The organism is Sphingomonas sp. CFBP 13706 (genome assembly GCF_014842355.1).
GTDB lineage: Bacteria > Pseudomonadota > Alphaproteobacteria > Sphingomonadales > Sphingomonadaceae > Sphingomonas > Sphingomonas aerolata.
Window position 1 is genome coordinate 114,136 of the sequence record NZ_JACYVM010000008.1, and the last position, 24,065, is coordinate 138,200.

The 24,065-nt window shown below is 68.9% G+C and carries 17 protein-coding genes and 1 tRNA gene; 5 read left to right on the forward strand and 13 right to left on the reverse strand.

The genetic code is table 11. The annotated features are described in order from the left end of the window. Nucleotides 1-10 precede the first annotated feature (10 nt). The 5 genes from IFS44_RS15100 to IFS44_RS15120 all read right to left on the reverse strand — a co-directional run bounded on the left by IFS44_RS15100 (nucleotide 11) and on the right by IFS44_RS15120 (nucleotide 7,679). The gene (locus IFS44_RS15100) at nucleotides 11-1,333 is read right to left on the reverse strand and encodes an MFS transporter (protein WP_192099050.1); all 1,323 of its coding nucleotides are present in this window, start codon (nucleotides 1,331-1,333) and stop codon (nucleotides 11-13) included. Next, nucleotides 1,330-2,223, reverse strand: a complete 894-nt coding sequence (locus tag IFS44_RS15105; RefSeq protein ID WP_192099051.1) for an ROK family protein — start codon at nucleotides 2,221-2,223, stop codon at nucleotides 1,330-1,332. Before IFS44_RS15105 ends, IFS44_RS15100 begins: the two co-directional genes overlap by 4 nt. Then, nucleotides 2,220-4,022 (reverse strand): alpha-amylase family glycosyl hydrolase, encoded by a 1,803-nt coding sequence (locus IFS44_RS15110; protein WP_192099052.1) that lies wholly within the window; start codon nucleotides 4,020-4,022, stop codon nucleotides 2,220-2,222. The genes IFS44_RS15105 and IFS44_RS15110 overlap by 4 nt, the downstream gene beginning before the upstream one ends. Nucleotides 4,023-4,035: 13 nt before the next feature. Beyond that, nucleotides 4,036-6,570, reverse strand: a complete 2,535-nt coding sequence (locus tag IFS44_RS15115) for a TonB-dependent receptor domain-containing protein (protein ID WP_192099053.1) — start codon at nucleotides 6,568-6,570, stop codon at nucleotides 4,036-4,038. 125 nt (nucleotides 6,571-6,695) lie between these two features. Further along, nucleotides 6,696-7,679, reverse strand: coding sequence for a LacI family DNA-binding transcriptional regulator (locus tag IFS44_RS15120; RefSeq protein ID WP_192099054.1), 984 nt, complete (start codon nucleotides 7,677-7,679; stop codon nucleotides 6,696-6,698). 285 nt (nucleotides 7,680-7,964) lie between these two features. Here IFS44_RS15120 and IFS44_RS15125 point away from each other — a divergent pair, with 285 nt between their 5' ends. Together IFS44_RS15125 and IFS44_RS15130 are read left to right on the forward strand one after the other, a co-directional pair. Further along, a complete protein-coding gene (locus IFS44_RS15125; protein ID WP_197977901.1) occupies nucleotides 7,965-8,900 on the forward strand; it encodes a DMT family transporter in 936 nt (311 codons plus the stop codon). Between the two features lie 34 nt (nucleotides 8,901-8,934). Beyond that, nucleotides 8,935-10,401, forward strand: coding sequence for a sugar porter family MFS transporter (locus IFS44_RS15130; RefSeq protein WP_197977902.1), 1,467 nt, complete (start codon nucleotides 8,935-8,937; stop codon nucleotides 10,399-10,401). A gap of 3 nt (nucleotides 10,402-10,404) precedes the next feature. On the opposite strand, the gene IFS44_RS15135 is transcribed toward IFS44_RS15130, so the two are convergent. Next, entirely contained in the window at nucleotides 10,405-11,358 is a 954-nt protein-coding gene (locus IFS44_RS15135) for a LacI family DNA-binding transcriptional regulator (RefSeq protein ID WP_197977903.1), read from the reverse strand. Between the two features lie 110 nt (nucleotides 11,359-11,468). On the opposite strand from IFS44_RS15135, the gene IFS44_RS15140 reads away from it, so the two are divergent. Continuing rightward, entirely contained in the window at nucleotides 11,469-13,298 is a 1,830-nt protein-coding gene (locus IFS44_RS15140; protein WP_192099056.1) for a DUF885 domain-containing protein, read from the forward strand. 13 nt (nucleotides 13,299-13,311) lie between these two features. Here IFS44_RS15140 and IFS44_RS15145 read toward each other — a convergent pair whose 3' ends face one another. The 6 genes from IFS44_RS15145 to moaA all read right to left on the reverse strand — a co-directional run bounded on the left by IFS44_RS15145 (nucleotide 13,312) and on the right by moaA (nucleotide 18,306). After that, nucleotides 13,312-14,961, reverse strand: a complete 1,650-nt coding sequence (locus tag IFS44_RS15145) for a L,D-transpeptidase family protein (protein WP_342366440.1) — start codon at nucleotides 14,959-14,961, stop codon at nucleotides 13,312-13,314. Nucleotides 14,962-14,998: 37 nt separating this feature from the next. Beyond that, the gene (locus IFS44_RS15150; protein WP_192099057.1) at nucleotides 14,999-15,343 is read right to left on the reverse strand and encodes a hypothetical protein; all 345 of its coding nucleotides are present in this window, start codon (nucleotides 15,341-15,343) and stop codon (nucleotides 14,999-15,001) included. A gap of 7 nt (nucleotides 15,344-15,350) precedes the next feature. Further along, on the reverse strand, nucleotides 15,351-16,181 hold the full coding sequence (locus IFS44_RS15155) for an aldo/keto reductase (protein WP_192099058.1): 831 nt from the start codon (nucleotides 16,179-16,181) through the stop codon (nucleotides 15,351-15,353). Nucleotides 16,182-16,336: 155 nt separating this feature from the next. Beyond that, a tRNA-Asn gene (locus IFS44_RS15160) sits at nucleotides 16,337-16,411 on the reverse strand. Between the two features lie 90 nt (nucleotides 16,412-16,501). Beyond that, the gene (locus tag IFS44_RS15165) at nucleotides 16,502-17,281 is read right to left on the reverse strand and encodes an NAD kinase (RefSeq protein WP_192099059.1); all 780 of its coding nucleotides are present in this window, start codon (nucleotides 17,279-17,281) and stop codon (nucleotides 16,502-16,504) included. Beyond that, on the reverse strand, nucleotides 17,278-18,306 hold the full coding sequence (moaA, locus tag IFS44_RS15170) for a GTP 3',8-cyclase MoaA (RefSeq protein ID WP_192099060.1): 1,029 nt from the start codon (nucleotides 18,304-18,306) through the stop codon (nucleotides 17,278-17,280). Before moaA ends, IFS44_RS15165 begins: the two co-directional genes overlap by 4 nt. Nucleotides 18,307-18,421: 115 nt before the next feature. Here moaA and IFS44_RS15175 point away from each other — a divergent pair, with 115 nt between their 5' ends. Beyond that, nucleotides 18,422-20,107 carry an EAL domain-containing protein gene (locus tag IFS44_RS15175; RefSeq protein WP_244650335.1) on the forward strand — a complete coding sequence of 562 codons (1,686 nt, stop codon included), beginning with the start codon at nucleotides 18,422-18,424 and terminating at the stop codon, nucleotides 20,105-20,107. Between the two features lie 17 nt (nucleotides 20,108-20,124). Then, the gene (locus tag IFS44_RS15180; protein WP_192099061.1) at nucleotides 20,125-20,550 is read left to right on the forward strand and encodes a YybH family protein; all 426 of its coding nucleotides are present in this window, start codon (nucleotides 20,125-20,127) and stop codon (nucleotides 20,548-20,550) included. A 12-nt stretch (nucleotides 20,551-20,562) separates the two neighbouring features. Here IFS44_RS15180 and mfd read toward each other — a convergent pair whose 3' ends face one another. Next, nucleotides 20,563-24,033, reverse strand: a complete 3,471-nt coding sequence (gene mfd, locus IFS44_RS15185) for a transcription-repair coupling factor (RefSeq protein WP_192099062.1) — start codon at nucleotides 24,031-24,033, stop codon at nucleotides 20,563-20,565. Nucleotides 24,034-24,065 lie beyond the last annotated feature (32 nt).

Here is a 24,065-nt window from a genome sequence, read left to right on the forward strand (position 1 = left end):
GGTCCCGCCGTTACGACGGAGCTCGCGTCGCCGTCGCCGTCGCGGGCATCCGGACCCGCAGCGTCGCGGCCGCGCCGAGCACCATCAGCGCACCCGACACATACAGGATGTTGCGCGGGTCGCCGCCGAGCAGCGGCTGGTAGAAGAGCGGGACGGTCAGGCTCTCGATGATCATCGGGATGACGATGAACATGTTGAAGATGCCCATATAGACGCCGTTGCGTTCGGGCGGGATCATGTCGATCAGCATGACGTACGGATTGCCCATCATGCTCGCCCAGCCGATGCCGATGCCGAGCATCGCGACGAACAGCCCCGCCTCGTCGCTTATGCCGGGGATCGCCAGCATCGCGACGCCCGATGCGAGCAGGCAGCCGGCATGCGCCGTCTTCGCACCGAAGCGGCGGGCGACGGGCACCAGCGCGATCGCCGCGACGAACGCGACCGCATTGTAGAAGGCGCCGAGCTGGCCGACGGTCAGTACGGTATCGCGGAACGCGACGCTCTTCGCATCGGCCGTGCCGTGCAGCGAGCGCGCGACCGCGAAGGTAATGAACTGCCAATAGGCGAACATCGCATACCATTGGCACAGCATGGCGAGCGCGAGCTGGCGCATCGGCCGGGGCATCTCGACCAGCGCGGTCTTGAGGTCGCGCAGCGTGCCGCCGAGCGTCAGCGGTTCCTTCGCCAGCCGCGCCTTTTCTTCCTCGGGAAGGGGCAGTTCGGGTACGCGCAGGACCGACCAGAGGATCGTCGCGAGCGACAGCACCGCGCCAATCAGGAAGGCGATCCGCGTGATGTCGGGGATGCCGTTGCCATCAACCGCATCCTTGTTGAAGCCGATCCAGACGAGCAGCGACGGCGCGAGATAGGACAATGTCTGCGCAAGGCCGGTGAACGCCGACTGGGTCAGGAACCCCGCTGCGCGCTGATCATCGGGCAGCCGGTCGCCGACATAGGCGCGGTAGGGCTCCATCGTCACGTTATTGGCGGCGTCGAGCACCCACAACAGGCTGGCCGCGACCCACAAAGTCGGGCTGTACGGCATGGCGAGCAGGCACAGGCTGCACAGCACCGCGCCGACGAGGAAATAGGGGGTCCGCCGCCCGATCCGGGTCGAGGTCCGGTCGCTCATCGCGCCGATCAGCGGCTGGATCAGCAGCCCGGTCACTGGACCCGCGAGCCAGAGCAGCGGCAGGCTCGCCTCGTCCGCGCCGAGATAGCCGTAGATCGGCGCCATATTGGCCTGTTGCAGGCCGAACGAGAATTGCAGCCCGAGAAAGCCGAGATTCATCTCGATGAGGCGGATCAGCGACAGACGGGGTTTGGTCATCGACGCGCCCTTTGTGCGAGTGCCAGTGCGCCGAGCAAGCCGGCGCGGTCGCCAAGTCCCGGCGCGACGATGAGGGTGGCATAATCGTGGGTACCGAAATAGCCGTTCGCCATCCGCGCGGCATGGTCGCGAACCCGGTCGAGCAGCCCGGGGGTTCCCAGCACGCCGCCGCCGAGGACGATCCGCCGCGGCGACAGCAGTGCCTGCTGCGCGACGACCAGCTGGGCGAGATAATAGGCGACGATGTCATGCGCGGGATGATCGGGGCCAAGCTCCGACAGTGACGCACCCCAGCGCGCGGCGATCGCGGGTCCGCTCGCCAGTCCTTCGAGGCAATCGCCGTGGAAGGGGCAGGTGCCGGCGAAGTCGCGGTCGTCGGGATGCCGGCGGGGGAGGATATGGCCCATTTCGGGGTGGCGGCTGCCATGCACCGGGCGTTCCTCGACCAGCGCACCGCCGCCGATGCCGGTGCCGACGGTGACGTACACCGCGATGTCGGCGCCGGTGGCGGCGCCCCACAGGCTCTCGGCGAGGATTGCGCCGTTGACGTCGGTGTCGAACCCGACCGGGCAGTCGAGCGCGCGCGCGAACGGGCCGACCAGGTCGGTGCCGCTCCAGCCCGGCTTGGGCGTGTCGACGATCCGGCCCCAGCCCGGTGACGAGCGATCGAGATCAACGGGGCCGAACGAGGCGATGCCGAGCGCCTCGACCGCGCCCCATTCAGCTTGCGCCGCGGTGAAGAATTCGAGCGCGGCGCCGAGTGTCTCGTCGGGCGTGGTGGTGGGGATGCGTGCGGTCCGGAGGACGGTGTCGGGATCGCGTGCGACGCCGAGCACGAACTTGGTGCCCCCCGCCTCGATGCAGCCGAACAGCGGCGGGGCGGCGGTCATGCCGAGGGTCCTGCCCAAAGCACGCTCCAGGGACCGATCATGGCGTCGTCTCCGATGGGGGTATCCGCCACCCGGTCGTGCCAGCCGGCGAGATCGCCGACCCGGACCGGATGGGGCGAGAAATTGAGGAAGACGCGGTCGCCGCCACAGGCGATGCCGAGCAGCGCGGGCGTCGACGTGAGGATCGTCGCAGGCGCGCCGGCCCCGCCGCTGGCGATGCGTGCGGCGCGGAGCGCCCTGATGTCGCCGGAGATGCGAAGGGCGGCAACGCGGTCGAGCGCGTCCCAGTCCATCACCGGGCGGTGCAGCCAGCGCCCCTCATGCGCCCGATCGGGATCGTCGCGATAGCTGTGGTCGTTGAGCAGGCCGGCCTCGTCGCCCATATAGAGCGTGGCGAGGCCGCCGCTGGCGATCGACAGCGCGTTGAGCAGCGCGATGCGGCGGAACGCATGCTCGCGCTCCTCATCGGTCCGCGCGGCCTCGAGCCCGGCGAGCGACGCCATCGTCCCGTTCGAGCCGTGCAGCACCGAACCGTCCGACTGGAACGGTTCGCCGCGCGCCCAGCTGCCCTCCGCGCCGTCGAGAAACTTCGCCGCTATGGTCAGCCGCGCGACCGGATCCGGGTCGATCCCGGCAAGGTCGCCGATCACCGCGCCCCAACCGATATCGTCATGGCAGCGCGCATAGCTGAGCCAGTTCGCGCCGCGCGGCAGGCCGCCGCTCGCCGCGACGATCGCGTGGGGCAGTGCGGCCGACTGCTCGGCGAGCCCGACCCAGCCGGCGACCATCAGCGAGTTGTTGTAGACGAGATGGCATTCGGGCTCGAACCCGCCATCCCAGTCCGACCCCTCGTCCGCGCCGAAATAGGGCGGGACGAGCGCAGTCGGGACGATCGCCTCGGCCTTGAGCAAGGTCGCGGGGGCGACGATGTCGAGCGCGGCGCGCAGTGCGCGGACGATGTAATGCGCCTGCGGCCGGTTGCGGCAGTCGGTACCGAGCTGCTTCCAGAGGAACGCGATCGAATCGAGCCGGAACGCCTCGAACCCGTGATTGGCGAGCCGCAGCATCGTGTCGACGATCGCGAGCATGACCTCCGGATTGGCCCAGTTCAGGTCCCACTGGAACGGGTAGAAGGTCGTCCAGACCTGTCCGCCCATCGCCGGGACATGCGTGAAATTGCCCGGTGCGGTGGTCGGGAAGACCTGCAGCAGATCGGCCTCATAGGCCTGCGCCTCGTCGTCGCCAAGGACGTGGTAGAAGGCGCGATAATGCGGATCGCCGTCGCGGGCCGCCTGCGCCCAGGCATGATCGTCGGCGGTATGGTTGAGCGCGAGATCGACGCACAGGCTGATCGGCCCCTCGCGCAGCCGTGCGGCGAGCCGCTCGACATCGGCCATCGTCCCCAGTCGTGGCTCGACCGACAGATAGTCGGCGACCGCGAAGCCGCCATCGCTGTCGCCCTCGCGCGCCTTCAACAGCGCGAGCAGGTGGAGATAGCGGACACCGAGCGATTCGAGATGGTCGACATGCCCGATCAGACCCTCGACCGTCCCGGCGAACCGGTCGACATAGGTCGAATAGCCGAGCATGTCGGGCGCGACGAACCAGTCGGGGTCGGCGAGCCGCGCCTCGTCGAGGGCAGCCATCGCGGCGGGGCGTTCGGCGGCCCGCTCGCGCAGGATCGCCTCGAGCCGCGGCCAGATCGCCAGCCCGGTACTGCCATACAGGCGTTCGAGCTGGCGGCGCAGGCGGGGACCGAGCGCCGCGAGGCGACGCTCGGTGGGGGAGGATACGCGCACCTGGGTCGGCCGATCAGAAGCCGAAGCGGACGGCGGCGGAGATCGTGCGACCGGTGATCGACCGGGCGCGGACGATGCCGTTGGTCGGGATCGCACCCTCCTCGGCCTCGGTGATGCCCTTCACGTCGAACAGGTTGTTGCCGTTAACCGACACGGTCACATTGTCCGCCGGGCGGATCGAGACGAACGCGTTGACCTGCGTATAGCCCGGCATCTTGAGGACGTTGTTGTCCTGCGCATAGCTGTCGGTGGTGCCGATCACGTTCGCGCCGATCGTCACGCGGTCGAAATCGACCTGTGGCGTCGCCTGGTAGATGAACTTGGCCTGGCGACGCGGGCGGTTGCCCTCGACCCCGGGGTTGAGCACGTCGCGGGTGATCTCGGCATCCGTATAGGTGCCGCCGGCCGAGAGCGAGAAGGGCCCGCGTGCGATCCGGCCCTCGATCTCGACGCCCTTGGCGTCATATTCGCGGTTGAAGAAGCGCTGCGTCGTCGCCTCGAAATTCTGTTCCTCGGTGCGCGCCCAGAAGCCGGTGGCGTAGAGCGACACGCCGCCCTGGCGGAACTTGAACCCGCCCTCGAGCTGGCGGACGAAATCGACCGCTGCGCCCTGGTCGGTCAGCCCGCCCGTCGCGGTGTTGATCGAGGGGCCGAACAGCAGGCGATCGGCATTGGCACGCCCGCCGCGGCTGTAGCGACCGAACACCGCCGTGCTGTCGGTCAGGCGGAAGTTCACGCCACCCGAATAGGACAGGTAGTCATAGTTGTAATCGAGCGGCGAGCGGGCGTTGGGGATCACCGCGACCTGACGCTCGGCGGCCGAGATCACGCCGTCGCCGTTGATGTCGAACGTCGTGATGCCGCTGCCGAACGCGGCGCCGAGATCGGAGCCGGCGACGCTGCCGCGCGCACGACCGAAATCATAGCGCAGCGACCCGTCGATGTTGAACCGGCCGAGCTCGAGCCCGAGCTGCGCGAACGGCGCGTAGGTCGTGTAGTCGAGGTCATAGGAGCGGCGGCAGCAATTGCCGAAGAAGCTCGCCGAATAGCCGGGGACGCCGTTCTGCGTGACGGGCACGCCCGCCGCGGTGCGGACGTCGACGAGTTCCGAGCGGCCGTTGTCCGCGACGGTCTGGACGGACGAGGTCCACAGCCAGTCGCTCTTGATGTCCTGACGCGAGGCATAGAAGCCGCCGGTGACCGCGAGCGACCCGCCGGCGAAGGGCAGCGAACCGTTCAGGCGGATGTCGTTGGTGATGTTATTGAGGCTCTTCAGGTCGACGTCGAACAGGACGATGTTGGCGAGTAGGCCGTTGCCGTTGAGCGAGGCGGGGTCGCCGATGCGCTGACCGGCCTGCGCACCGCTGGCGTAGAAGAGCTGGGCGCCCGCGCCGCCGATGCCGTTGGCGATCGACTGCGCCGAATCGACGCTGGCGGGGAAGGGCGAGGTGAAGCCGCCCGAAATGTCGGCATAGCGGAACCGCTCGACGATGTTCCAGTCGTCCGCGAGCGGGATCTGCGTCTCGAGGCCCGCCGAATAGACGACCGGGTGCTGGCCGTCGCGGATCGAGCGCGTGGTCAGCCGGTTGTTGCCGTCGAGCGTCTGCGCGGTACGGATGTTGGCGCTGTGCAGCGTCCCGTTGTTGATCGAGAAATTGGCGATGCTGCTGTAATCGGGGTCGCTGTTGCTGCCCGTGACGCGCACCGGGTTGGGGAGATAGCCGATCGCGCGGTCGTCGAGATACTTGCCGTACAGCCGGACATAGCCGCCATTGTCGAACGACTTGGTGATGTTCGCCTTGAGCTGGCCGCCCTTGACGCCGTCGAAGCCGACCTCGCGCTGGCCGTCGCCGATCCGGTAAAAGCCACCGACATGATAGGTGACGCTGTCCGAGAGCTTGCCGCCCTGGTCGAAATCGACGCGGAATTCGCGGTAGTCGAGCCCGCTCGACAGCTGGAACGCGCCGCCTTCCTGCTCGCCGGTCTTCGAGATGAAGTTGATCACGCCGCCGGGCGAGTTGGACGCGAAGGTCGAGGCGGAGCCGCCGCGGACCGACTCGACCGTGCGGACGTTGAAATCGGCGCGCAGGAAGATGTCGGCATTGCCGAAGGTGATGTCGCCGAACTCGAGGATCGGGAGACCGTCTTCCTGGAGCTGGAGGAACTTCGAGCCGCCCGATGCGACCGGCAAGCCGCGGACCGAGATGTTCGCGTTGCCGTCACCGCCCGAAGCCTCGACGCGGATGCCGGGCAGGTTGCGCAGCAGCTCGCCCGAGGTGCGCGGCGCGAGCTGGATCAGCGCGTCGGAGCCGATCGAGCTGGTTGTGATCGAGGTGTTGAGGCGGTTGGTGCCGCGCGCGACCGCAGTGACGACGATGTCGTCCTGGCCGTCGATCGGCGCCGGCGTCGCGGCGGTGTCGGCGGGCTGCTCGCCCGGCGCGGGTGCGGCCTGAACGGGGGCGTCCTGGACCGGCGTGGTTTGCGCAGCGGCAACCGTCGCGAAGGACGTGGCGGCGATTCCGGCGAGCAAAATGTAACGTGCTTTCATGATATCCTCCCTGCGCGGTGGCTTTCTATGAAGCCCAGAATCGCCTCATACGCTTTTCACAATCGATTGCAAGACTCGTTATGCAATCGATTGCGAAGCGTTGAAAATGGAGCAGGCGGAGCGGTTCAGGCGGACTGGCGCTCGATCAGGACGGGGGTGACGATCGCGGATCCGGTCGCATGGCCCGCGATCCGCTGCATTAGGCGATCGACCATCAGCGCGGCACCCTCGGCGAGATCCTGGCGGATGGTCGTGAGCGCGGGCGAGGTGTGCGCGGCCAGCGTGACGTCGTCATAGCCGATCACCGCGGTGGTGGCGGGGACGTCGATCCCGGCTTCGGCAAGCGCACGCAGCACGCTCATCGCGGCGACGTCGGACGCGGCGAAGATGCCATCGGGCGGCGGCGCGCCGGCGAGTCGCTGCGCCATCGCCGCGTGCACGGCCTCCGGGGTCATCGACGTTTCGAGCAGCTCGCAGGCGAGCCCCGCCTCCGCAGCGGCCGCGGCGAACCCGGCGTGGCGATCGGCGAATTCGGGCGGGGCGGGGTCGCCGACGAACATCAGACGGGACCGGCCCTGGTCGATCATGCGGCGGCCCGCGAGACGTCCGCCCGCGACATTGTCCGAGCCGATCGTCAGATGGTTCTGGTCCGCCCGGTACGCGCCCCACACGACCAGCGGCGCATAGCGGTGCGACACGCGTTCGATCACCGCCCCCTGGTCGGACTGGCCGACGAGGAGCAGGCCGTCGATGCGGCCGCTGTCGACCAGCCGGTCGAGCCAATCGTCGCCGTCGGGGATGACCCGCGACAACAGGATGTCGTAGCCGCGTTCGACCAGCAGATCGGCGAGCAGCCCGAGCAAGGTCAGGAAGAACGGATCGGTGAGATGCTGGGTCCGGGCATGGCCGAGCGGCAGAACGAGTCCGATCGCGCCGGTGCTCTTCAGCCGCAGGTTGCGCGCGAGCTGGTTGGGACGGACGTCATGTTCCTGCGCCAGCGCCTGGATGCGTGCGCGGGTCTGCGCATTGACGGACGAATGCCCGGCCAGGGCCCGCGACACGGTTGCGGTCGAAACGCCGGCGAGCACGGCCAGATCGGCGAGCTTCATTGCGATAGGATATCCTCATCGTCATGGGTGATCGCCCGGTCGTACCGTCAGCCGCGCCAAGCCGCAATTGCGCGCGGCCGAAGCGCAGGAGTCACGACGTGCGGGGCTAAAACAGAAAACGTTTTCTGTTGCGTCCTGCACCTGCTGTCGGTAGGAGCGGGATACGCAAAGAGACAGAGCTGTGTGCCGCCCCGCCAATAAGGTGACGTCGGGGCGGTGGCGGCGTTCGCTCGTGCCCGCGGCTCCGGGGAGTCGTCACCGTCCACGCCAGCCCGAGAGACGCAATTGAGCATCGATCTTACCATTCAGAGCCAAGGCGCGCGTCTGGCGGCCATTGGCGGCGTGCCGCTGGCCTTCCTGGCTTATGCGGCCTTCGCGTTCAGCGACGCGTCGGTGCGGCTGCTCGAAGGCGCGTTCAGCCCGTTCCAGGTGACGTTCACCGGCGCGCTGCTCGGGCTGGTCGCCTTGCCCTTCGTGCGCACGCCCGGCGACCGCCTGCTCGACGTGTTTAGCGCGACGCGACGCTCGCTATGGCTGGCGCGCGCGATCGGATCGTCGATCAGCGGCCTGTCGAGCGTCGTCGCCTTCACGCGACTGCCGATGCCCGAGGCGTTCGCGCTGATCTTCCTGATGCCGATGCTGGTGACGTTGCTGTCGATGCTGTTCCTGAAGGAACAGGTCGGCGCCTGGCGCTGGGCGGCGGTGGCGATCGGGTTCGTCGGTGTGCTGATGGTCCTGCGTCCGGGGCTGCGCGCGTTCGATCTGGGCCATGGCGCGGCGATGCTGTGCGCATTGTCGAGCGCTATCGTCATCGTGCTGTTTCGCGCCGGTGGTGCGGGCGAGAAGCGCGTGTCGATGCTCGGCGCGGGGCTGATCGGCCCGCTGGTGATCAACGGCGCGGCACTGCTGTGGCTGCAGGCGTTCCGCTGGCCGGACGGGGCCGAGATGGTCCTGCTCGCCGGCTATGGGCTGCTCGCGATCCTCGGCCAGGCGCTGCTGATGCTGGCGGCGCAACGCGTCGCCGTCAGCCGGATCGCGCCGCCGCAATACAGCCAGATGATCTGGGCGGTCGCGCTCAGCTACACCGTGTTTCACCAGAGCGTCGACCTGCCGACCTTTGCCGGCATCGCCGTCATCATCGGCGCCGGTCTGCTGACCTGGGCGCGCGAGCAGATCCGCCTGCCGTCCTGGCGTCGCCGCTTCGCGCTGCGCCCCCGCTGAATATCCTTTCGACAACCACGGAATCCTTTACGTTTTGACAGATCACAGCATCGCCCCATCCCTGACGCGGCGCAGCCTGACGGCGCGCAACGAGCCGAGAATTCCCGAACCCTATGCCAATGGCGACCGGGTGCTGCGCACCGCAGCGTTCGCCGCCGCGGTGTGCGGAGCGCTCTATGGCTATGACACGGGGATCATATCGGGGGCGCTGCTGTCGATCACCGACGAGTTCGGGCTGGATCACCGCATGCAGGAGATCGTCACCGCGGCGATCCTGGCGGGTGCGGTGATCGGTGCTCTGGCGACGAGCTGGCTGTCCGAACGGATCGGCCGCAAGCTGTCGGTGATGGGGGTGAGCGCGCTGTTCACGCTGGGTGCGATCGCCTGTGCGATGGCGCCGAGCGTCGGCGCGCTGATCACCGCGCGGGTGTTCCTGGGCATGGCGGTCGGCGGATCGACCCAGGTCGTGCCGATGTACATCTCCGAACTCGCGCCGCAGCATCGTCGCGGCAATCTGGTGACGATGTTCAACGTCGCCATCGGCGTCGGCATCCTGCTCGCCAGCATCGTCGGGTTCGGCCTGCACGACGTCTGGAGCTGGCGGACGATGGTCGCGGTCGCCGCGATCCCCGCCGCGATCGTCTTCGTCGCGATGGCGTTCATGCCGCGCAGCCCGCGCTGGGCCGCGGAGAATATCGGCATCCACGCCGCGATCGACGTGCTGCGCCGCGTGCGGACCACACGCCGCGAGATCCGCCACGAAGTCACCCAGATCCGCGATGCGACGACCGACGCGGATCCGGCCGATAGCGGCTGGCGCGGCATTCGTCAGGCCTGGGCGCGGCCTGCGCTGATCGCGGCACTGGGGGTCGCGTTCTTCACCCAGTGCGGCGGGCTGGAGATGATGATCTACTACGCGCCGACCTTCCTGTCGGGGGTGGGGTTCGGCAAGGAGTCGGCGCTGCTCGCCAGCCTCGGCGTCGCGATCGTCTATGCGGGGATGACGCTGCTCGGCTGTCTGTTCGTCGACCGGATCGGGCGGCGGCGGCTGATGCTGGTGATGATCCCGGGATCGGTCGTCAGCCTGATCGGGCTCGGCATCATGTTCGCCAGCGGCGCGCATGGCGGGTGGCAGGGCTGGCTGACGATCGGCTTCCTGCTGGCGTTCATGCTCTTCAATTCGGGCGGCATCCAGGTGTGCGGCTGGCTGCTCGGCGCGGAGATGTTCCCGCTGGCGATGCGCGGCCCCGCGACCGCGCTGCACGCGGCGATGCTGTGGGGCAGCAACCTGATCGTCACGGGGACCGCGCTGTCGCTGGTCCATGCGATCGGGCTGGGCTCGACGATGTGGGTCTATGCCGGGGTCAATCTGGCGTCGTTCGTGTTCGTGCTGCTGTTCGTGCCGGAAACCGCGGGCGCGAGCCTCGAGGATATCGAGACCGCGCTGCGCAGCGGCCGGTTCCGCCCGACGCGCGGGCACACTGCGATCGCCGCCGCCTGAAGCTCAGGCGGGGCTGACGATCGTCCCGTTGAAGACGAGCCGGACAGCGTCGCGCTGAACACCACTCATCCGTTCGACGAGCAGCGCCAACGCGGCATGCGCCATCTCGTCGACCGGCTGCTCGACGACGATCGGCGCGGCGTCGAGCAGGCGCAACCAGGCGGCGTCGTCGAACCCTGCGAGCCGGACGGGCGATGCCTGCGGTTCGGTTCGGCCGCGCAACACGACCGCCGCCTCGAGCATCAGGAACGTGTCGCCGACCAGCACCGCGTCGCAGGCGGTGTCGGCGAGCGCGGTCCGCACGCAGGCCGCCCGCGCTGCGGGCTCGTGCGGGACGTCGATGATCCGGGCTGGAAGCGCGTGGCGGTCGAGCGCGGCCGCATAGCCGCGACGGCGGTCGACCGCGGTGCTGCCGCGCTCGCCGAACAGGCCGGTGATCCGCCGACAGCCCGATGCGTGCAGCGCGTCGACCAGCGCGCCCGCCGCGCCGGCATTGTCGAGCCGGACGCTGTCGACCTGCGGCGTCCCCTCCACCCGATCGACCAGCACGAGCGGCGTCGCGGTCTCGGGCACGCCGCCGGCGCGCGTGGGGGCGAGGATGATGCCCGATACGCGCTCGTCCTCGAGCAATTGCAGGTAATGGCGTTCGCGCGCGGGATCTTCGCCGCTGTTGCACAGGATGACGCGCAGCCCCTCGCGCCAGGCATAGCCCTCGACCGCCTGGACGAAGGCGACGAAGAAGGGGTTGCCGATATCGGGCACGATCAGACCGATCACGCTCGCGCGCGTCGAACGCAGCCGCCGCGCCGCCAGATTGGGGCGATAGTCGAGCGCGGCGAGCGCGTCGTCGACGCGGCTGCGATAGGCGGGGCGGACGGGCTTGCCCGACAGGACGCGCGACACCGTCGCGATCGAGACGCCGGCGCGTGCAGCGATGTCCTTCAGTCCGATCGTCACGTGCCTCAGCCCTTTTCCCCGCCGACCTCTAGGCGGCGGCGGGTGTTTGTCCACCGTGATGGGACAGCGGTGCGTTTGACCGCGGCGGATGGCGAGTACATGTTTCGCGGATGAACCAACCCCTGTTCCGCCGCCGCGACGCGCTTGCCGGTATCGCGGCCACGCTCGCCGCCGCACCCGTCTCCGCACAGACTGCCGGCCGCTCGTCGACATCCGCCGACGCGGCGACTCTTCTCGACCGGCTCGCGAGGCAGCTTCTGACGCTCGATCCCGGCAAGGCGACCGGGCTCGGGCTCGACACCGGCGCGCATGCGGCGTTGCGGGGCCAGCTCGACGACCGGTCGCCGGCGGGCATCGCCGCGCGGCGACGCGTCCTCACCGATGGGCTGGCGGCGCTCGTCCGGTTGCCGCGCGACGGGATCGACCAGGCGACGCTGACCAGCATCGCCGTGACGCAGAGCGCGTTCCAGACCGCGCTGGACGGGATGGCGCTGCCTTACGGCGTCGCGACGATCGGCGACTGGCGCAACACGCCCTATGCCGTCATCCAGAATGTCGGCGCCTGGCTCGACGTGCCGCAGCTGCTCGACGGCGATCAGCCGCTGCGCACGGCGGCGGATGCGGAGGCCTATCTCGCGCGCGTGGCGGCGATGGCGAAACAGCTCGATGACGAGACGGGCAGGGTGCGCACCGCGCGCGAGCAGGGGCTGGTCCCGCCCAGTTTCCTGCTCGACAAGACGCTGGCCGGGATGCGACGTACGCTGGCCGAGGCGGCGGCGGTCGACGGTCCGCTGATCGGGCCGCTCGCGCGCAAGACGCAGGCGATCCCCGGCGACTGGACCCGGCGTGCGACGCAGATCGTCCGCGATGCGGTCAGCCCGGCGCTCGAGCGGCAGATCGCCGAACTCACCGCGCAGCGCGCGGTCGCAACCGACGTCGCTGGGCTGGGATCGCGCCCGCATGGCGCGGCCTGGTATGGCTGGGGGCTGCGCGCGGGGACGACGACGCGGCGTAGCCCGGCGGAGATCCACGCGCTCGGGCGCGCACAGCTCGTCGAGCTTCAGGCGCAGATGGACAGGATCCTCAAGGGCTTCGGGCTGACCAAGGGGACGGTGGCGGAGCGCGCGGCCGAATTGCAGCGTCGGCCGGAGATCGCCTTTCCCAACGACGATGCCGGTCGCCAGCAAATCGTCGCCTATATGCAGGGCCGGATCGACGCGATCCGCCCGCGCCTGCCAAAGGCGTTCCGCACGCTGGTGACCGCCAGGCTCGAGATCCGGCGGATGCCGCTCGCGCAGGAGGCGGGGGCGCCCGCCGCCTATGGCGGGCCGGGCGCGCTCGACGGATCGATCCCGGGCAAGATCTGGGTCAATCTGGGCGATCCCACGATCCACAACCGCGTCACGATCCCCGATCTGGTATTCCACGAGGGCATTCCCGGGCATGTCTGGCAGGGGGAATATGCGCAGCAGCTGCCGCTGATCCGATCGGTGCTGGCGTTCAATGCCTATACCGAGGGCTGGGCGCTCTACGCCGAACAGCTTGCCGACGAGCTTGGCCTGTATGACGGCGATGCGGCGGGGCGGCTCGGTTATTTCATGGGGCTGTCGTGGCGCGCGGTGCGGCTGGTGGTCGACACCGGGATCCATGCGATGGGCTGGACGCGTGAACAGGCGTTGCGCGAATTCGTCGCCGCGACCGGACTGCCGATGAGCAACGCGGTGAGCGAGGTCGAGCGCTATTGCGCTTGGCCGGGTCAGGCCTGTGGCTACAAGATCGGCCAGACCGAGATCGTCGCGCAGCGGACCCGCGCCAAGGCGGCGCTGGGCACGCGGTTCGACGTGCGCGACTTCAACCAGGCGGTGCTCGCCGGCGGCAACGTCCCGCTCGACGTGCTGACCGGCAACGTCACGCGGTACATCGCCGCGAGCAGGGGCTAGTCGCGCCCCACGATCACGGGCCGATATCGATGTCGCGGGCCTCGGCACGCCGCGCCGCCGATCGCTCGAACCCGAGCTGTTCGGCGACCGGATCGTTCCAGCCATAGGGATCGGTACGGAAGGCGACGTTGCCGGCGTCGCCGACATAGACATTCTCGTACAGCAGCCGCACCGGGATGCGGCGCGGCAGCGGGACGAACTGCATCTCGCCCGACGCCTGCGCGGTCTGCCATGCCTCGGTAACGCCTTGGTCGTCGGCGAGCATCTGCGCGAAGCCGATCGCATCCTCGACGCGGACGCAGCCATGGCTCAGATGCCGCTGGCTGCGGTCGAACAGCCCGGGGGCGGACGTGTCGTGCAGATAGATCGCCTGGTCGTTCGCCATGTCGAACTTGACGAGGCCGAGCGCATTGCTCGGGCCGGGCTGCTGGACGATCCAGCCGTCGCGCAGGACCATGTTGTGCTCCTGCAGATAGGCGTCGTCGACATTGGCCATCTCGCCGTTCTGGATCGACTTCGGCACGGTCCAGGTCGGGTTGGCGACGAGGCGGTAGATCGGCGAGGACAAGGCCGGCGTCTCGCGGCCGGGTTCGCCGACGATCACCTTGCGCTGATCGACGAGCACGCCATCGCGGTAATAGCGCAGTTGCGAGGCGGCGGTGTTGACGTCGATCCGCGTCGCCGGGGGCGTCCGTTCGAGCCAGCGCCGCCGCTCCAGCGCCACCGCGAGCGCGCGCGCGCGGTCACCGGGTCCGAGATTGAGGACCTTGAGCGTCTCGGGCCCGACGATCCCGTCCGCGGCGATGCCGTAATCGGTCTGCAGCCCCTTCATCGCGTCGGCGATCGCCTGCGTATAGACCGGGGCGCTGGACGGGGTGGCCGGCTGGAGGCCGGCGATGGTCGAGGCGGATTGCGTTAACGTCGGCGCGGCGACGGGGCCGGGCGTCAGGAGATAGCCGCTCTCGACCAGCTGTTCGACGATCGTCGCAACGCGCGGATCGCGTGTGCCGACGCGGATCAGCGCGGCAGCGCCCGTCTGGGCGGGCGCCTCGAGCGGTGCGGGGCCGGCTGGTGCGGTGAGCGCCTTCTCGCTGAAGACGCGATAGGCATCGGACAGCAGGCGATAGTCGGCATCCTGCGGCGCCAAGCTTTCGAGCCAGTCGTCGACCTTGTGCCGCGCGATCGCGGCGACCAGCCCGGTGGCGAGATCGACGCTGGGTCGCGGCAGGGTATAGACCTGATGCAGCGTCGCCGGATCGACGCGGCCCCTTGCCAGAGCACCGGCATAGGCGAGCGCGACGCGCGTGCGGGCGACGTCGATATCCGCCGGGGTCGCGTCGGCGGGCAGGTCGGGCAGGAAGGCGACGTGATCGAGGCCATGGCGGCTGCGGTCGCCGAGCGCAGTGTTGAGCGCCGCGACGTCTGCATCCGACCAGACCGCACGCCACTTCGCCTTGGTGTAGACCGCGCGGACGGTCGCGTCCGTCACCGCCTGCCGGCTGATGACGACGCCGCCGATCGCAGCGGGGGCAGCGCTCGGCTTGGCAGGAGGCGCGGCGCGTCTCGGCGCAGTCTGGGCGGGCTGGGCACCGGCGGCGCCGTTCGTCAGGAGGAGTGCAAGCGGCATCGCGCCGGACGCGAGCCGGGCTCGCAGGGTCGTCACTATCATCTCTGTTCAACGTACCAGTCGCCGCATCGGCTCAGATCGAGGGCGAAATTCCCGCGAACCACGCTGCATAGGGGGTGTTGGCGGCGATGTGGCGGTTATAGTCGGGCGACCCGTCATGCCACCAGACCGGGCCGCGTTCGCCGAGCCCATGCTTGGCCGCATCGACGTCGGCACGTGCAGCGGCGACCGCGTCGGCATCGTCCCGACGTCGGGCCACGCCGACCGCGCGTCGCGCCGCCATCAGCGCCCGCACCAACTCGGCCCGATCCGCTTCCGGCAGCGACGGATCCGCGCACCGCCACAACCGGCCGCGCACAACGAAATAGCGACCGTCGGGGGTCGTCGGATAGGCCTTGGGGGGCGTACTGCCGGCCATGCCGCGCTCAGAGCATCTCGAGCGGTTGTGGCGACCGCGGGCGGGGAAACGCCGTGTCGAGCGCGGCAAGATCGTCGGCCGACAGCACGAGATCGGCGGCCGCCCGGTTTTCGCGGACATGCGCGACGCTCGCGGCCTTCGGAATCGCGATCGTCGCGGGACGTTGCAGCACCCAGGCGAGCGCGACCTGCGCGGGCGTCCCACCGATGTCGCGCGCGATCCGCGCCAGTGCCGGATCGGCGAGGAGCCGGCCCTGTTCGACCGGACTATAGGCCATGACGGGAATGTCGTGACGGTCGAGCCAGGGGAGGAGGTCATGCTCGGGACCACGCCGGGTCAGGTTGTAGAGGATCTGGTCGGTCGCGCAGCCCTGTCCGCCTGCCGCAGCGAGCTCGGCCATGTCCTGCGTATCGAGATTGCTGACGCCCCAGTGCCGGATCTTGCCCGCCGCCTTGAGGTGTTCCATCGCCTCGACCGTCTCGGCCAGCGGTACCGACCCGCGCCAGTGCAGCAGATACAGGTCGAGCCGGTCGGTCCTCAGCCGCCCAAGGCTCGCCTCGCAGGCGGCGGTGAGGCGATCGCGCGAGGCGTTCTGGGGATAGGCCTTGCTGACGAGGAACAGCGTGTCGCGGACATCGTGGAGCGCATCACCGATCAGCGTCTCGGCGGCGCCGTCGCCGTACATCTCCGCCGTGTCGATCAGCGTCATCCCGCACTCGACGCCTGCGCGCAACGCTGCGGTCTCGGCCTTGCGACGATCGGCGCGCTCGCCCATCATCCAGCTTCCCTGGCCCAGGGCTGGCACCGTCTCGCCGCCCGGGAGAATCACCGATTTCATCGTCTGCCCCAATCGCTCTGGTCGTCAGGGGTCAACGCCGGTCGGACGCGCGGGATGCGTGCCGCGAGGGTTGTATTGCAAATAGTGTATCGGGGGATCTTGCCGCGGTCTGGCGCGGGGAGTCTCGCCAGAAGCGAGATTTCGCGGCTTGAAAATGGCTCCCTGAGTAGGATTCGAACCTACGGCCACTCGATTAACAGTCGAGAGCTCTACCGCTGAGCTATCAGGGAACGTTGCCGGAGGCGGCTCTATAAACGGCCAGTTGGACGATGCAACCCGGTTTTTGTCGATTTCTGCAACAAATTGCGCCGGGGCCGGGGCTATGCTGCGAACTGTTCCATCGTGATGCGGTCGTCGAGCGCATGCTCGGGATCGAACAGCAGGGTGAGTTCACGCGCACGGTCCATGCAGATGTCGACCTGTGCCACGTCGCGGATCTCGCGCTGGTCGGCGACCGCGGAGACGGGGCGTTTGCCGGGGTCGAGGACGCGGATGCCGATCCGCGCCTTGTCGGGCAGGATCGCACCGCGCCAGCGCCGCGGGCGGAACGGGCTGATCGGCGTCAGCGCGACCATGCCCGAACCGAGCGGCAGGATCGGGCCCTGCGCGGAGAGGTTGTAGGCGGTCGAGCCCGCGGGCGTCGCGACCAGGATGCCGTCACAGGCCAGTTCGGCGAGCACGACGCGGTCGTTGACCGTCACCTCGAGCTTGGCGGTCTGGCGCGTCTCGCGCAGCAGCGAGACCTCGTTGATCGCGGGGAGGGTGAGGGTGCGTCCGTCGATCCCGGTCGCGGTCATGCTGAGCGGCGTGACCTTGAACGGCTTGGCGCGCAAAAGCCGGTCTTCGAGGCCGTGATGCCGCCACTCGTTCATCAGGAAGCCGACGGTACCCAGATTCATTCCGAAGACCGGGACCGCGGGCTTGCGCCGTTCCAGCATCGCATGGAGCGTCTGCAGCATGAACCCGTCACCGCCGAGCGCGATGACGACATCCGCCTCCTCGGGCTCCACCCAGTCGCCCAGATCGGCGAGCTGGGCGGCGGCGGCCTGTGCCGGCGGGGTGGCGGAGGCTACCAGCGCCCGGCGGACATAGTCGGTCACCCGCCGGTGACGCTCATGTGACGCGCGACCGCGGGACCTTCGCCCTCGCCGATGCGGAAGTCGTGCCGCTTGGGCTTGGCGTAGAGGCCAGCATCGATCGCCTCGTCGAGCCCGGCGATGCCGCCGTCGCGCAGCGCACCCTTGAGGTCGACCTGATCATCATGCCCGAGGCACAGGTACAGTTTGCCCTCGGTGGTGAGGCGGACGCGGTTGCAGCCTTCGCAGAAATTGGCGGTCAGTGGCGAGATGAGCCCGAGCCGCGTACCGGTGCCGTCGACATTCCAGTAGCGCGCCGGTCCGCCGGTCTTGTACGAATCGCGCTCGAGCCGGAACCGGGTCTCGAGATCGCGGAACACGCCGGTGAGCGGGAGGAAGCGGTCGGTGCGATCCTCGTCGATCGCGCCGAGCGGCATCGTCTCGATCAGGGACAGGTCGAACCCCTCGTCACGGCACCAGGCGAGCATCGGTGCGATCTCGTCCTCGTTGAAGCCCTTGAGCGCGACCATGTTGATCTTGATCGCGAGCCCCGCATCGCGCGCCGCCATGATGCCGCCGATCACCTGCGCGACGTCGCCGTGCCGGGTGATGTAGCGGAAGCGCTCGGGATCGCGGCTGTCCATGCTGACATTGACGCGTCGGATGCCCGCATCGACCATCGCCGGCGCATGCTCCGCCAGCCGCGTGCCGTTGGTGGTCATCGTCAGCTCCTCAAGCCCGCGGCCGAGATTGCCACCCAGTCGCTTGACGAGATCGCCGACGTCGCGGCGGACGAGCGGCTCGCCGCCCGAGAGACGGATCTTGGTCACGCCGCGCGCGATGAACCGCTCGGCGATGATCGCGATCTCGTCGAGGCTCAGCAGCTTTGCGCGCGGGAGGAAGGTCATCGCCTCGGACATGCAATAGCGGCACCGCAGATCGCAGCGGTCGGTGACCGATATCCGCAGATATTTGATCGTCCGCTGATGCCGGTCGACCAGCGGACGATTGACGGTTGCGGAGTGGCTCGAAGGGGAGTGAGACGCCATAGCAACAGAGCTAGGTGGTGCAGTGTCGAGCGGCAAGTGCGTTCCAGGATTGGCGACGGGCGATGGGGTGGCTAGGTTGTCGGCGATGACACCGGCCACACTGGATACAAAGGACATGCTGAACAGAACGATGCTGTTCGCATGCTCGTTCCGTCACTTCGCGGAGATCGCTGATATTGCGGTGGCTTGCGGCTGGGATGCGGTGGTCACTGCGACCGCCAGCGGTATCGACCCGGCCTATGTCGAAAGCGGCGCGCCGGTCGTGCTGATCGATGCGCGCGGGGCGATCGCGCAGGGGCTGGCGGCGGCGCAGACGATCGCCCCCCGGGTCGCCGAGGATGGTGGGGCGCTGCTGTTCGTCCTGTCGCGCCGCGACTGTACGGCGCTCGACCGCGTGTTCGAGCTGGGGGCGACGCATTTCCTGATCGACCCGGCGAGCGACGGCGAACTGATCCAGTCGCTGCGCTTCGCGGCGCGCCATGTGACGCGCGCGTCGGGCCGGCCGGGCATCGTCGACCGCCGCGACGCGATGGCCGGCGCTCGCTTCGGCCGCGATCCGAACCTTGCGCAGCAGTGGATCGCCGCGCGGATCGGCGACGGACAGCCGGTCTCCGTCGTGCTCGTCTCGCTGTCACGGCTCGACATCGTCAATGCCGCGCATGGGCGGCCCGCGGTCGATTCGCTGATCGAGGTCGCGGTCGAGCGGGCGGAGGCGGTCGCGGCCGAAGCGATGGCAGGCGCCGCGCGCGTCGCGCGTCTCGGCGGCGCGGAACTCGCGCTTGTGGTCGGGGCCGGGGCTGCGGACATCGCCGCGCTGATCGCGGCGCTCGACGAGGCGCTGGCGCGGCCGTTCGCGGTCGCCAACGCGCTGGCGGTGCTCGGCTGCCGGTTCGGCGTCGCGAGCCACCAGCCGGGGGATCCCAGCGATCCGGCGGACGGCGCCGCGACGCTGATGCGGCGGGCGTTCGGTGCGCTCGCCAAGGCCAAGACCAGCGACGGCGCGATGCTGCAGATCGCATCGGCGGCGCACGACATGTCGCTCGACGCGCTGGCGATCGACCTGCACCACGCGATCGAGCTCGACGAGATCGACATTCGCTTCCAGCCACAGGTCGAGATTGCGAGCGGACGGATCACGGGCGTCGAGGCGCTCGCGCGCTGGGATCACCGCAAGCTCGGGCCGCTGGGCGCGGATGCGCTGTTCGCGGCCGCGGACCGCGCCGATCTGGGGATCGCGCTGTCCGACCATATCCAGCGGCTGGTGCTGGCGCGCGCACTGGCATGGCCCGAGGCGCTGGCGACGCTGCGCGTGTCGCTCAACCTCACCGCGGCGGATATCGCGCGGCCCGGCTTCGCCACGCTGTTCCTCGCGCGGGTCGACGATAGCGGCTTTCCGCGCGGGCGCCTGACCGTCGAGATTACCGAGACCGGGCTGATCGCGGACCTCGCCAGCGCGTCGACGCTGCTCACCGAATTGCGCGGGGCGGGGTGCCGCGTCGCGATCGACGATTTCGGCACGGGCTATTCGAGCCTCGCCTATCTGAAGGACCTGCCGCTCGACTATGTGAAGATCGACAAGGCGCTGGTCCACGACATCGGCGGCAGCCCGCGCGACCGGGTCGTCGTCGCCGGCGCGATCACGATGGCGCGGTCGCTCGGCCTGTCGGTGATCGCCGAGGGGGTCGAGACGCGCGAGCAGCTGGAGCTGCTCGCGGCGTGCGGTGCCAGCCTGTATCAGGGTTTCCTGCTGTCCGAACCGGTCGGCGACGCGGCCTTGCTCGAACTGGTGACCCGGACATGAGCCGGGCAGGATCCGCCATGATCGTCGCGGTTGCTGCGGCGACGATCGCCGTCACGCCCGCGCTGGCCGCGCCCGACCGGGCACCCGCATCGGTGGCAATCCGGGACGCGATGGCGGCGAGCGCGGCGGGGTGGAATGCGGGCGACCTCGCCCGGTTCGTCGCGGTCTATGCCGAGGATGCGGTGTTCGTGACGCCCAAGGGTCTGGTGCGCGGAAAGACCGCGATAACAGCGCGATACGCGCCAAGCTTCACGGGCGGTGGCAATACCCGGGGGCGGCTGAGCTTCGTTCCGGCCGAGCTGCGCGGGATCGATCCGACGCGTGCCTTGCTGGTCGCGCGGTGGACGCTGACCGGCGCGACCTCGACCGAGACGGGGATGACGACCTTGCTGTTCGAGCGGCGCGGTGATGCGTGGAAGATCGTCGCCGACCACAGCAGCTGAGCGCGGCGGCGCTCAGCCCGCCGCCTTCGCCAGCCCCTTCGACAATTGCAGCGCGCCGTGCAGCCGTGCCTTGGGATCGCCCCAGGCGCGCTGGAGCACCAGCTTGCTGTCGGGCCGCAGCCGCGCGACGCCGTTGAGCCGTTCGACATAGGCGAGCAGCTTGTCGATATTGGGCGGCGTATCGTTGTGGAACGACACGAGCACGCCGCGCGGACCGACGTCGATCTTCGACACGCAGGCACGCTTCGCGTTCAGCTTGATCTCGATGACCCTGATCAGATTCTCGGTCGCGTCGGGCAGCGGGCCGAAGCGATCGATCATCTCGGCGGCGAACGCCTCGATCTCCTGACCCTCCTCGAGCTCGTTCAGGCGGCGATACAGCCCCATGCGGAGGTCGAGATCGGGGACATACTCCTCGGGGATGAGGATCGGTGCGTCGACCGTGATCTGCGGCGAGAAGTCCTTGGGGCGTGCGGAGGCGAGACCACCCGACTTGGCGTCCATGATCGCCTCCTCGAGCATCGCCTGGTAGAGTTCGAAGCCGACCTCCTTGATATGCCCGGTCTGCTCGTCGCCGAGCATGTTGCCGGCCCCGCGGATGTCGAGATCGTGGCTCGCCAGCTGGAACCCGGCGCCGAGCGAATCCAGATCGGACAGCACCTTCAGCCGCTTCTCGGCTGTCACCGTCATCTGCCGCTCGGGCGGGGTCACCAGATAGGCATAGGCGCGCGTCTTCGAGCGACCGACGCGGCCGCGCAGCTGGTAGAGCTGGGCGAGACCGAAGCGGTCGGCGCGGTGGACGATCATCGTGTTGGCGGACGCGATGTCGATCCCGCTCTCGATGATCGTGGTCGAGACCAGCACCTCGAACTTCTTGTCGTAGAAGGCGGACATGCGCTCCTCGACCTCGGTCGGCGACATCTGGCCGTGCGCGACGACGAAGCGGATCTCGGGCACCTGTTCGCGCAGGAACTCCTCGATCTCGGGCAGATCTGCCACGCGCGGCGTGACGACGAAGCTCTGGCCGCCGCGATAATGCTCGCGCAGCAGTGCCTCGCGCAGGACGACCGGGTCGAAGGGCATGATGTAGGTGCGCACCGCAAGCCGATCGACCGGCGGGGTCTGGATCACCGACAGCTCGCGGATGCCCGACATCGCCATCTGCAGCGTGCGGGGGATCGGCGTCGCGGTCAGCGTGAGCATGTGGACGTCGGCACGGAGCGCTTTCAATCGCTCCTTGTGCGTGACGCCGAACCGCTGCTCCTCGTCGACCACGACCAGGCCCAGCCGTTTGAAGTCGATGTTCTTCGCCAGCAACGCGTGCGTGCCGATGACGACGTCGATCGTGCCGTTCGCGAGACCCTCCTTGGTCGCCTTCGCCTCGCTCGCGGTGACGAGCCGCGAGAGGCGGCCCATGTTCATCGGGAAGCCTTCGAACCGGCTGACGAAGTTGTTGTAGTGCTGGCGCGCGAGCAACGTCGTCGGGCAGACGATCGCGACCTGCTTGCCGCCCATCGCCGCGACGAACGCGGCGCGCAGCGCGACCTCGGTCTTGCCGAAGCCGACATCGCCGACGACGAGCCGGTCCATCGGCTTGCCCGCGGACAGATCGGCGAGAACTTCCTCGATCGCGCGGTCCTGGTCCTCGGTCTCCTCATAGGGGAAGCGATCGACGAAGCTGGGATAGCCGCTGGCGTCGGGTTCGAGTACGTCGCCGGGGTGAAGCGCGCGTTCGGCGGCGGTCGCGATGAGCTCGCCCGCGATCTCGCGGATCCGCTCCTTCATCTTCGACTTGCGACGCTGCCAGCCTTCGCCGCCGAGCTTGTCGAGCGATGCGCCTTCCTCCGACGAGCCGTAGCGCGAGAGGACGTCGATATTCTCGACGGGCACGTAGAGCTTGTCGCCGCCGGCATAGCTCAGCGCGACGCAGTCGTGCGGGCTCTGGCCGACCGGGATCGAGGTCAGCCCCTCGTACCGGCCGATGCCGTGTTCGGTATGGACGACGAGATCCCCCGGCGTCAGCGTCGCCAGTTCGGCGAGGAACGCGTCGGCGGATTTCTTGCGCTTCTTGCGGTGGACGAGGCGGTCGCCGAGCATGTCCTGTTCGGTGAGGACGGCGACGCCGGGCGCGGTGAAGCCGTGGTCGAGCGGCAGGACGACCAGCGCGACGCCGAAGCTCTTGGCGGTATCCGAGACGCCGAGCGCTTCCTGCCAGGTTTCGGCGTGCTTGCCGCCCTTCATCCCGTGATCGGCGAGCAGGCTCCCCAGACGTTCGCGCGCGCCGATCGAATAGCTGGCGAGGATCGGCTTGCGACCCTGTTTGCGCAGTTTCTCGACATGATCGGCGACGGCTTCGTAGATGTTCGCCTGCGCGGCGCGTTTGGGGCCGAAATCGCGCGGGCCGTCGACGTCGAAGTCGAGCACGGTGGCGCTGGTCGGCTCGTGGAAGGGTGTGACGACATGCGCGGTGGCGGCGTCGAGCGCGACGGACCAGTGCGCCGCGTCGAGATAGAGCGCGGTTGCACCTAACGGACGATAGCTGCCGGGCTGCGCGGCTTCGGCGCGCCGGCGGTTCGCATAATAATCGGTGATCGATTCGAACCGGCTCTCCGCCGCGGCGCCGACCCCGCTGTCGCGGACGACGACGTCGTCACCGCCGAGATGGTCGAACAGTGTCGCCATCTTGTCCTCGAACAGCGGCAGCCAATGCTCCATGCCGGCGATGCGGCGGCCGTCCGAGATCGCCTGATACATCGGATCGCCCGTCGCGGTCGCGCCGAACGCGTCGCGGTAGCGGGTGCGGAAGCGCTTGATCGATTCCTCGTCGAGCAGGGCTTCGGAGGCGGGGAGCAGGACGAAACCGTCGATCCGGCCGGTGGTGCGCTGGTCGGCGGCGTCGAAGGTGCGGACGCTCTCGATCTCGTCGCCGAAGAAGTCGAGACGCAGCGCATGGTCCTCGCCCGAGGGATAGAGATCGACGATCCCGCCACGCACCGCATATTCGCCCTGGTCGTGAACGGTGTCGGTGCGGACATAGCCGTTCGCCTGGAGCAACGTGGCGAGCGTGTCGCGGCCGATCCGTTCGCCGGGCGCGAGGCGGGCGACGAGCTGGCGGACGCGAAACGGGGTCAGGACGCGCTGGGTCGCCGCGTTGACCGTGGTGAGCAGGAGCTGCGGGCCCTTGGGCTTGGCCTGCAGGCGGTGCAGCGCGGCGACGCGCTCGGCCATGATCCGCAGGGTCGGCGAGGCGCGGTCATAGGGAAGGCAATCCCAGGCGGGGAAGCTCAACACCTCGAGATCGGGCGCGAAATAGGCCGCGGTCGAGGCGATCGCGCGCATCGCCGCATCATCGGGGGCGATGAACACCGCGCGCGTCTTCGCGGCGCGGGCGAGGTCGGCAAGCAGCGACGGCTGGAACCCCGATGGCACGCCCGACAGCGTCAGCGGGGTCGTCGCGGAGAGGATCGTGTTCAGATCTGGCATATTCGCTTCTCGTTCCCCGGCGAAGGCCGGGG

Excerpts from the sequence above, each read along its gene's own strand:
- IFS44_RS15100 (WP_192099050.1), bottom strand. The coding sequence starts at position 1,333 with ATGACCAAACCCCGTCTGTCGCTGATCCGCCTCATCGAGATGAATCTC.
- IFS44_RS15105 (WP_192099051.1), bottom strand. The coding sequence starts at position 2,223 with ATGACCGCCGCCCCGCCGCTGTTCGGCTGCATCGAGGCGGGGGGCACC.
- IFS44_RS15115 (WP_192099053.1), bottom strand. The coding sequence starts at position 6,570 with ATGAAAGCACGTTACATTTTGCTCGCCGGAATCGCCGCCACGTCCTTC.
- IFS44_RS15120 (WP_192099054.1), bottom strand. The coding sequence starts at position 7,679 with ATGAAGCTCGCCGATCTGGCCGTGCTCGCCGGCGTTTCGACCGCAACC.
- IFS44_RS15140 (WP_192099056.1), top strand. The coding sequence starts at position 11,469 with ATGAACCAACCCCTGTTCCGCCGCCGCGACGCGCTTGCCGGTATCGCG.
- IFS44_RS15150 (WP_192099057.1), bottom strand. The coding sequence starts at position 15,343 with ATGGCCGGCAGTACGCCCCCCAAGGCCTATCCGACGACCCCCGACGGT.
- IFS44_RS15155 (WP_192099058.1), bottom strand. The coding sequence starts at position 16,181 with ATGAAATCGGTGATTCTCCCGGGCGGCGAGACGGTGCCAGCCCTGGGC.
- moaA (WP_192099060.1), bottom strand. The coding sequence starts at position 18,306 with ATGGCGTCTCACTCCCCTTCGAGCCACTCCGCAACCGTCAATCGTCCG.
- IFS44_RS15175 (WP_244650335.1), top strand. The coding sequence starts at position 18,422 with ATGCTGAACAGAACGATGCTGTTCGCATGCTCGTTCCGTCACTTCGCG.
- IFS44_RS15180 (WP_192099061.1), top strand. The coding sequence starts at position 20,125 with ATGATCGTCGCGGTTGCTGCGGCGACGATCGCCGTCACGCCCGCGCTG.
- mfd (WP_192099062.1), bottom strand. The coding sequence starts at position 24,033 with ATGCCAGATCTGAACACGATCCTCTCCGCGACGACCCCGCTGACGCTG.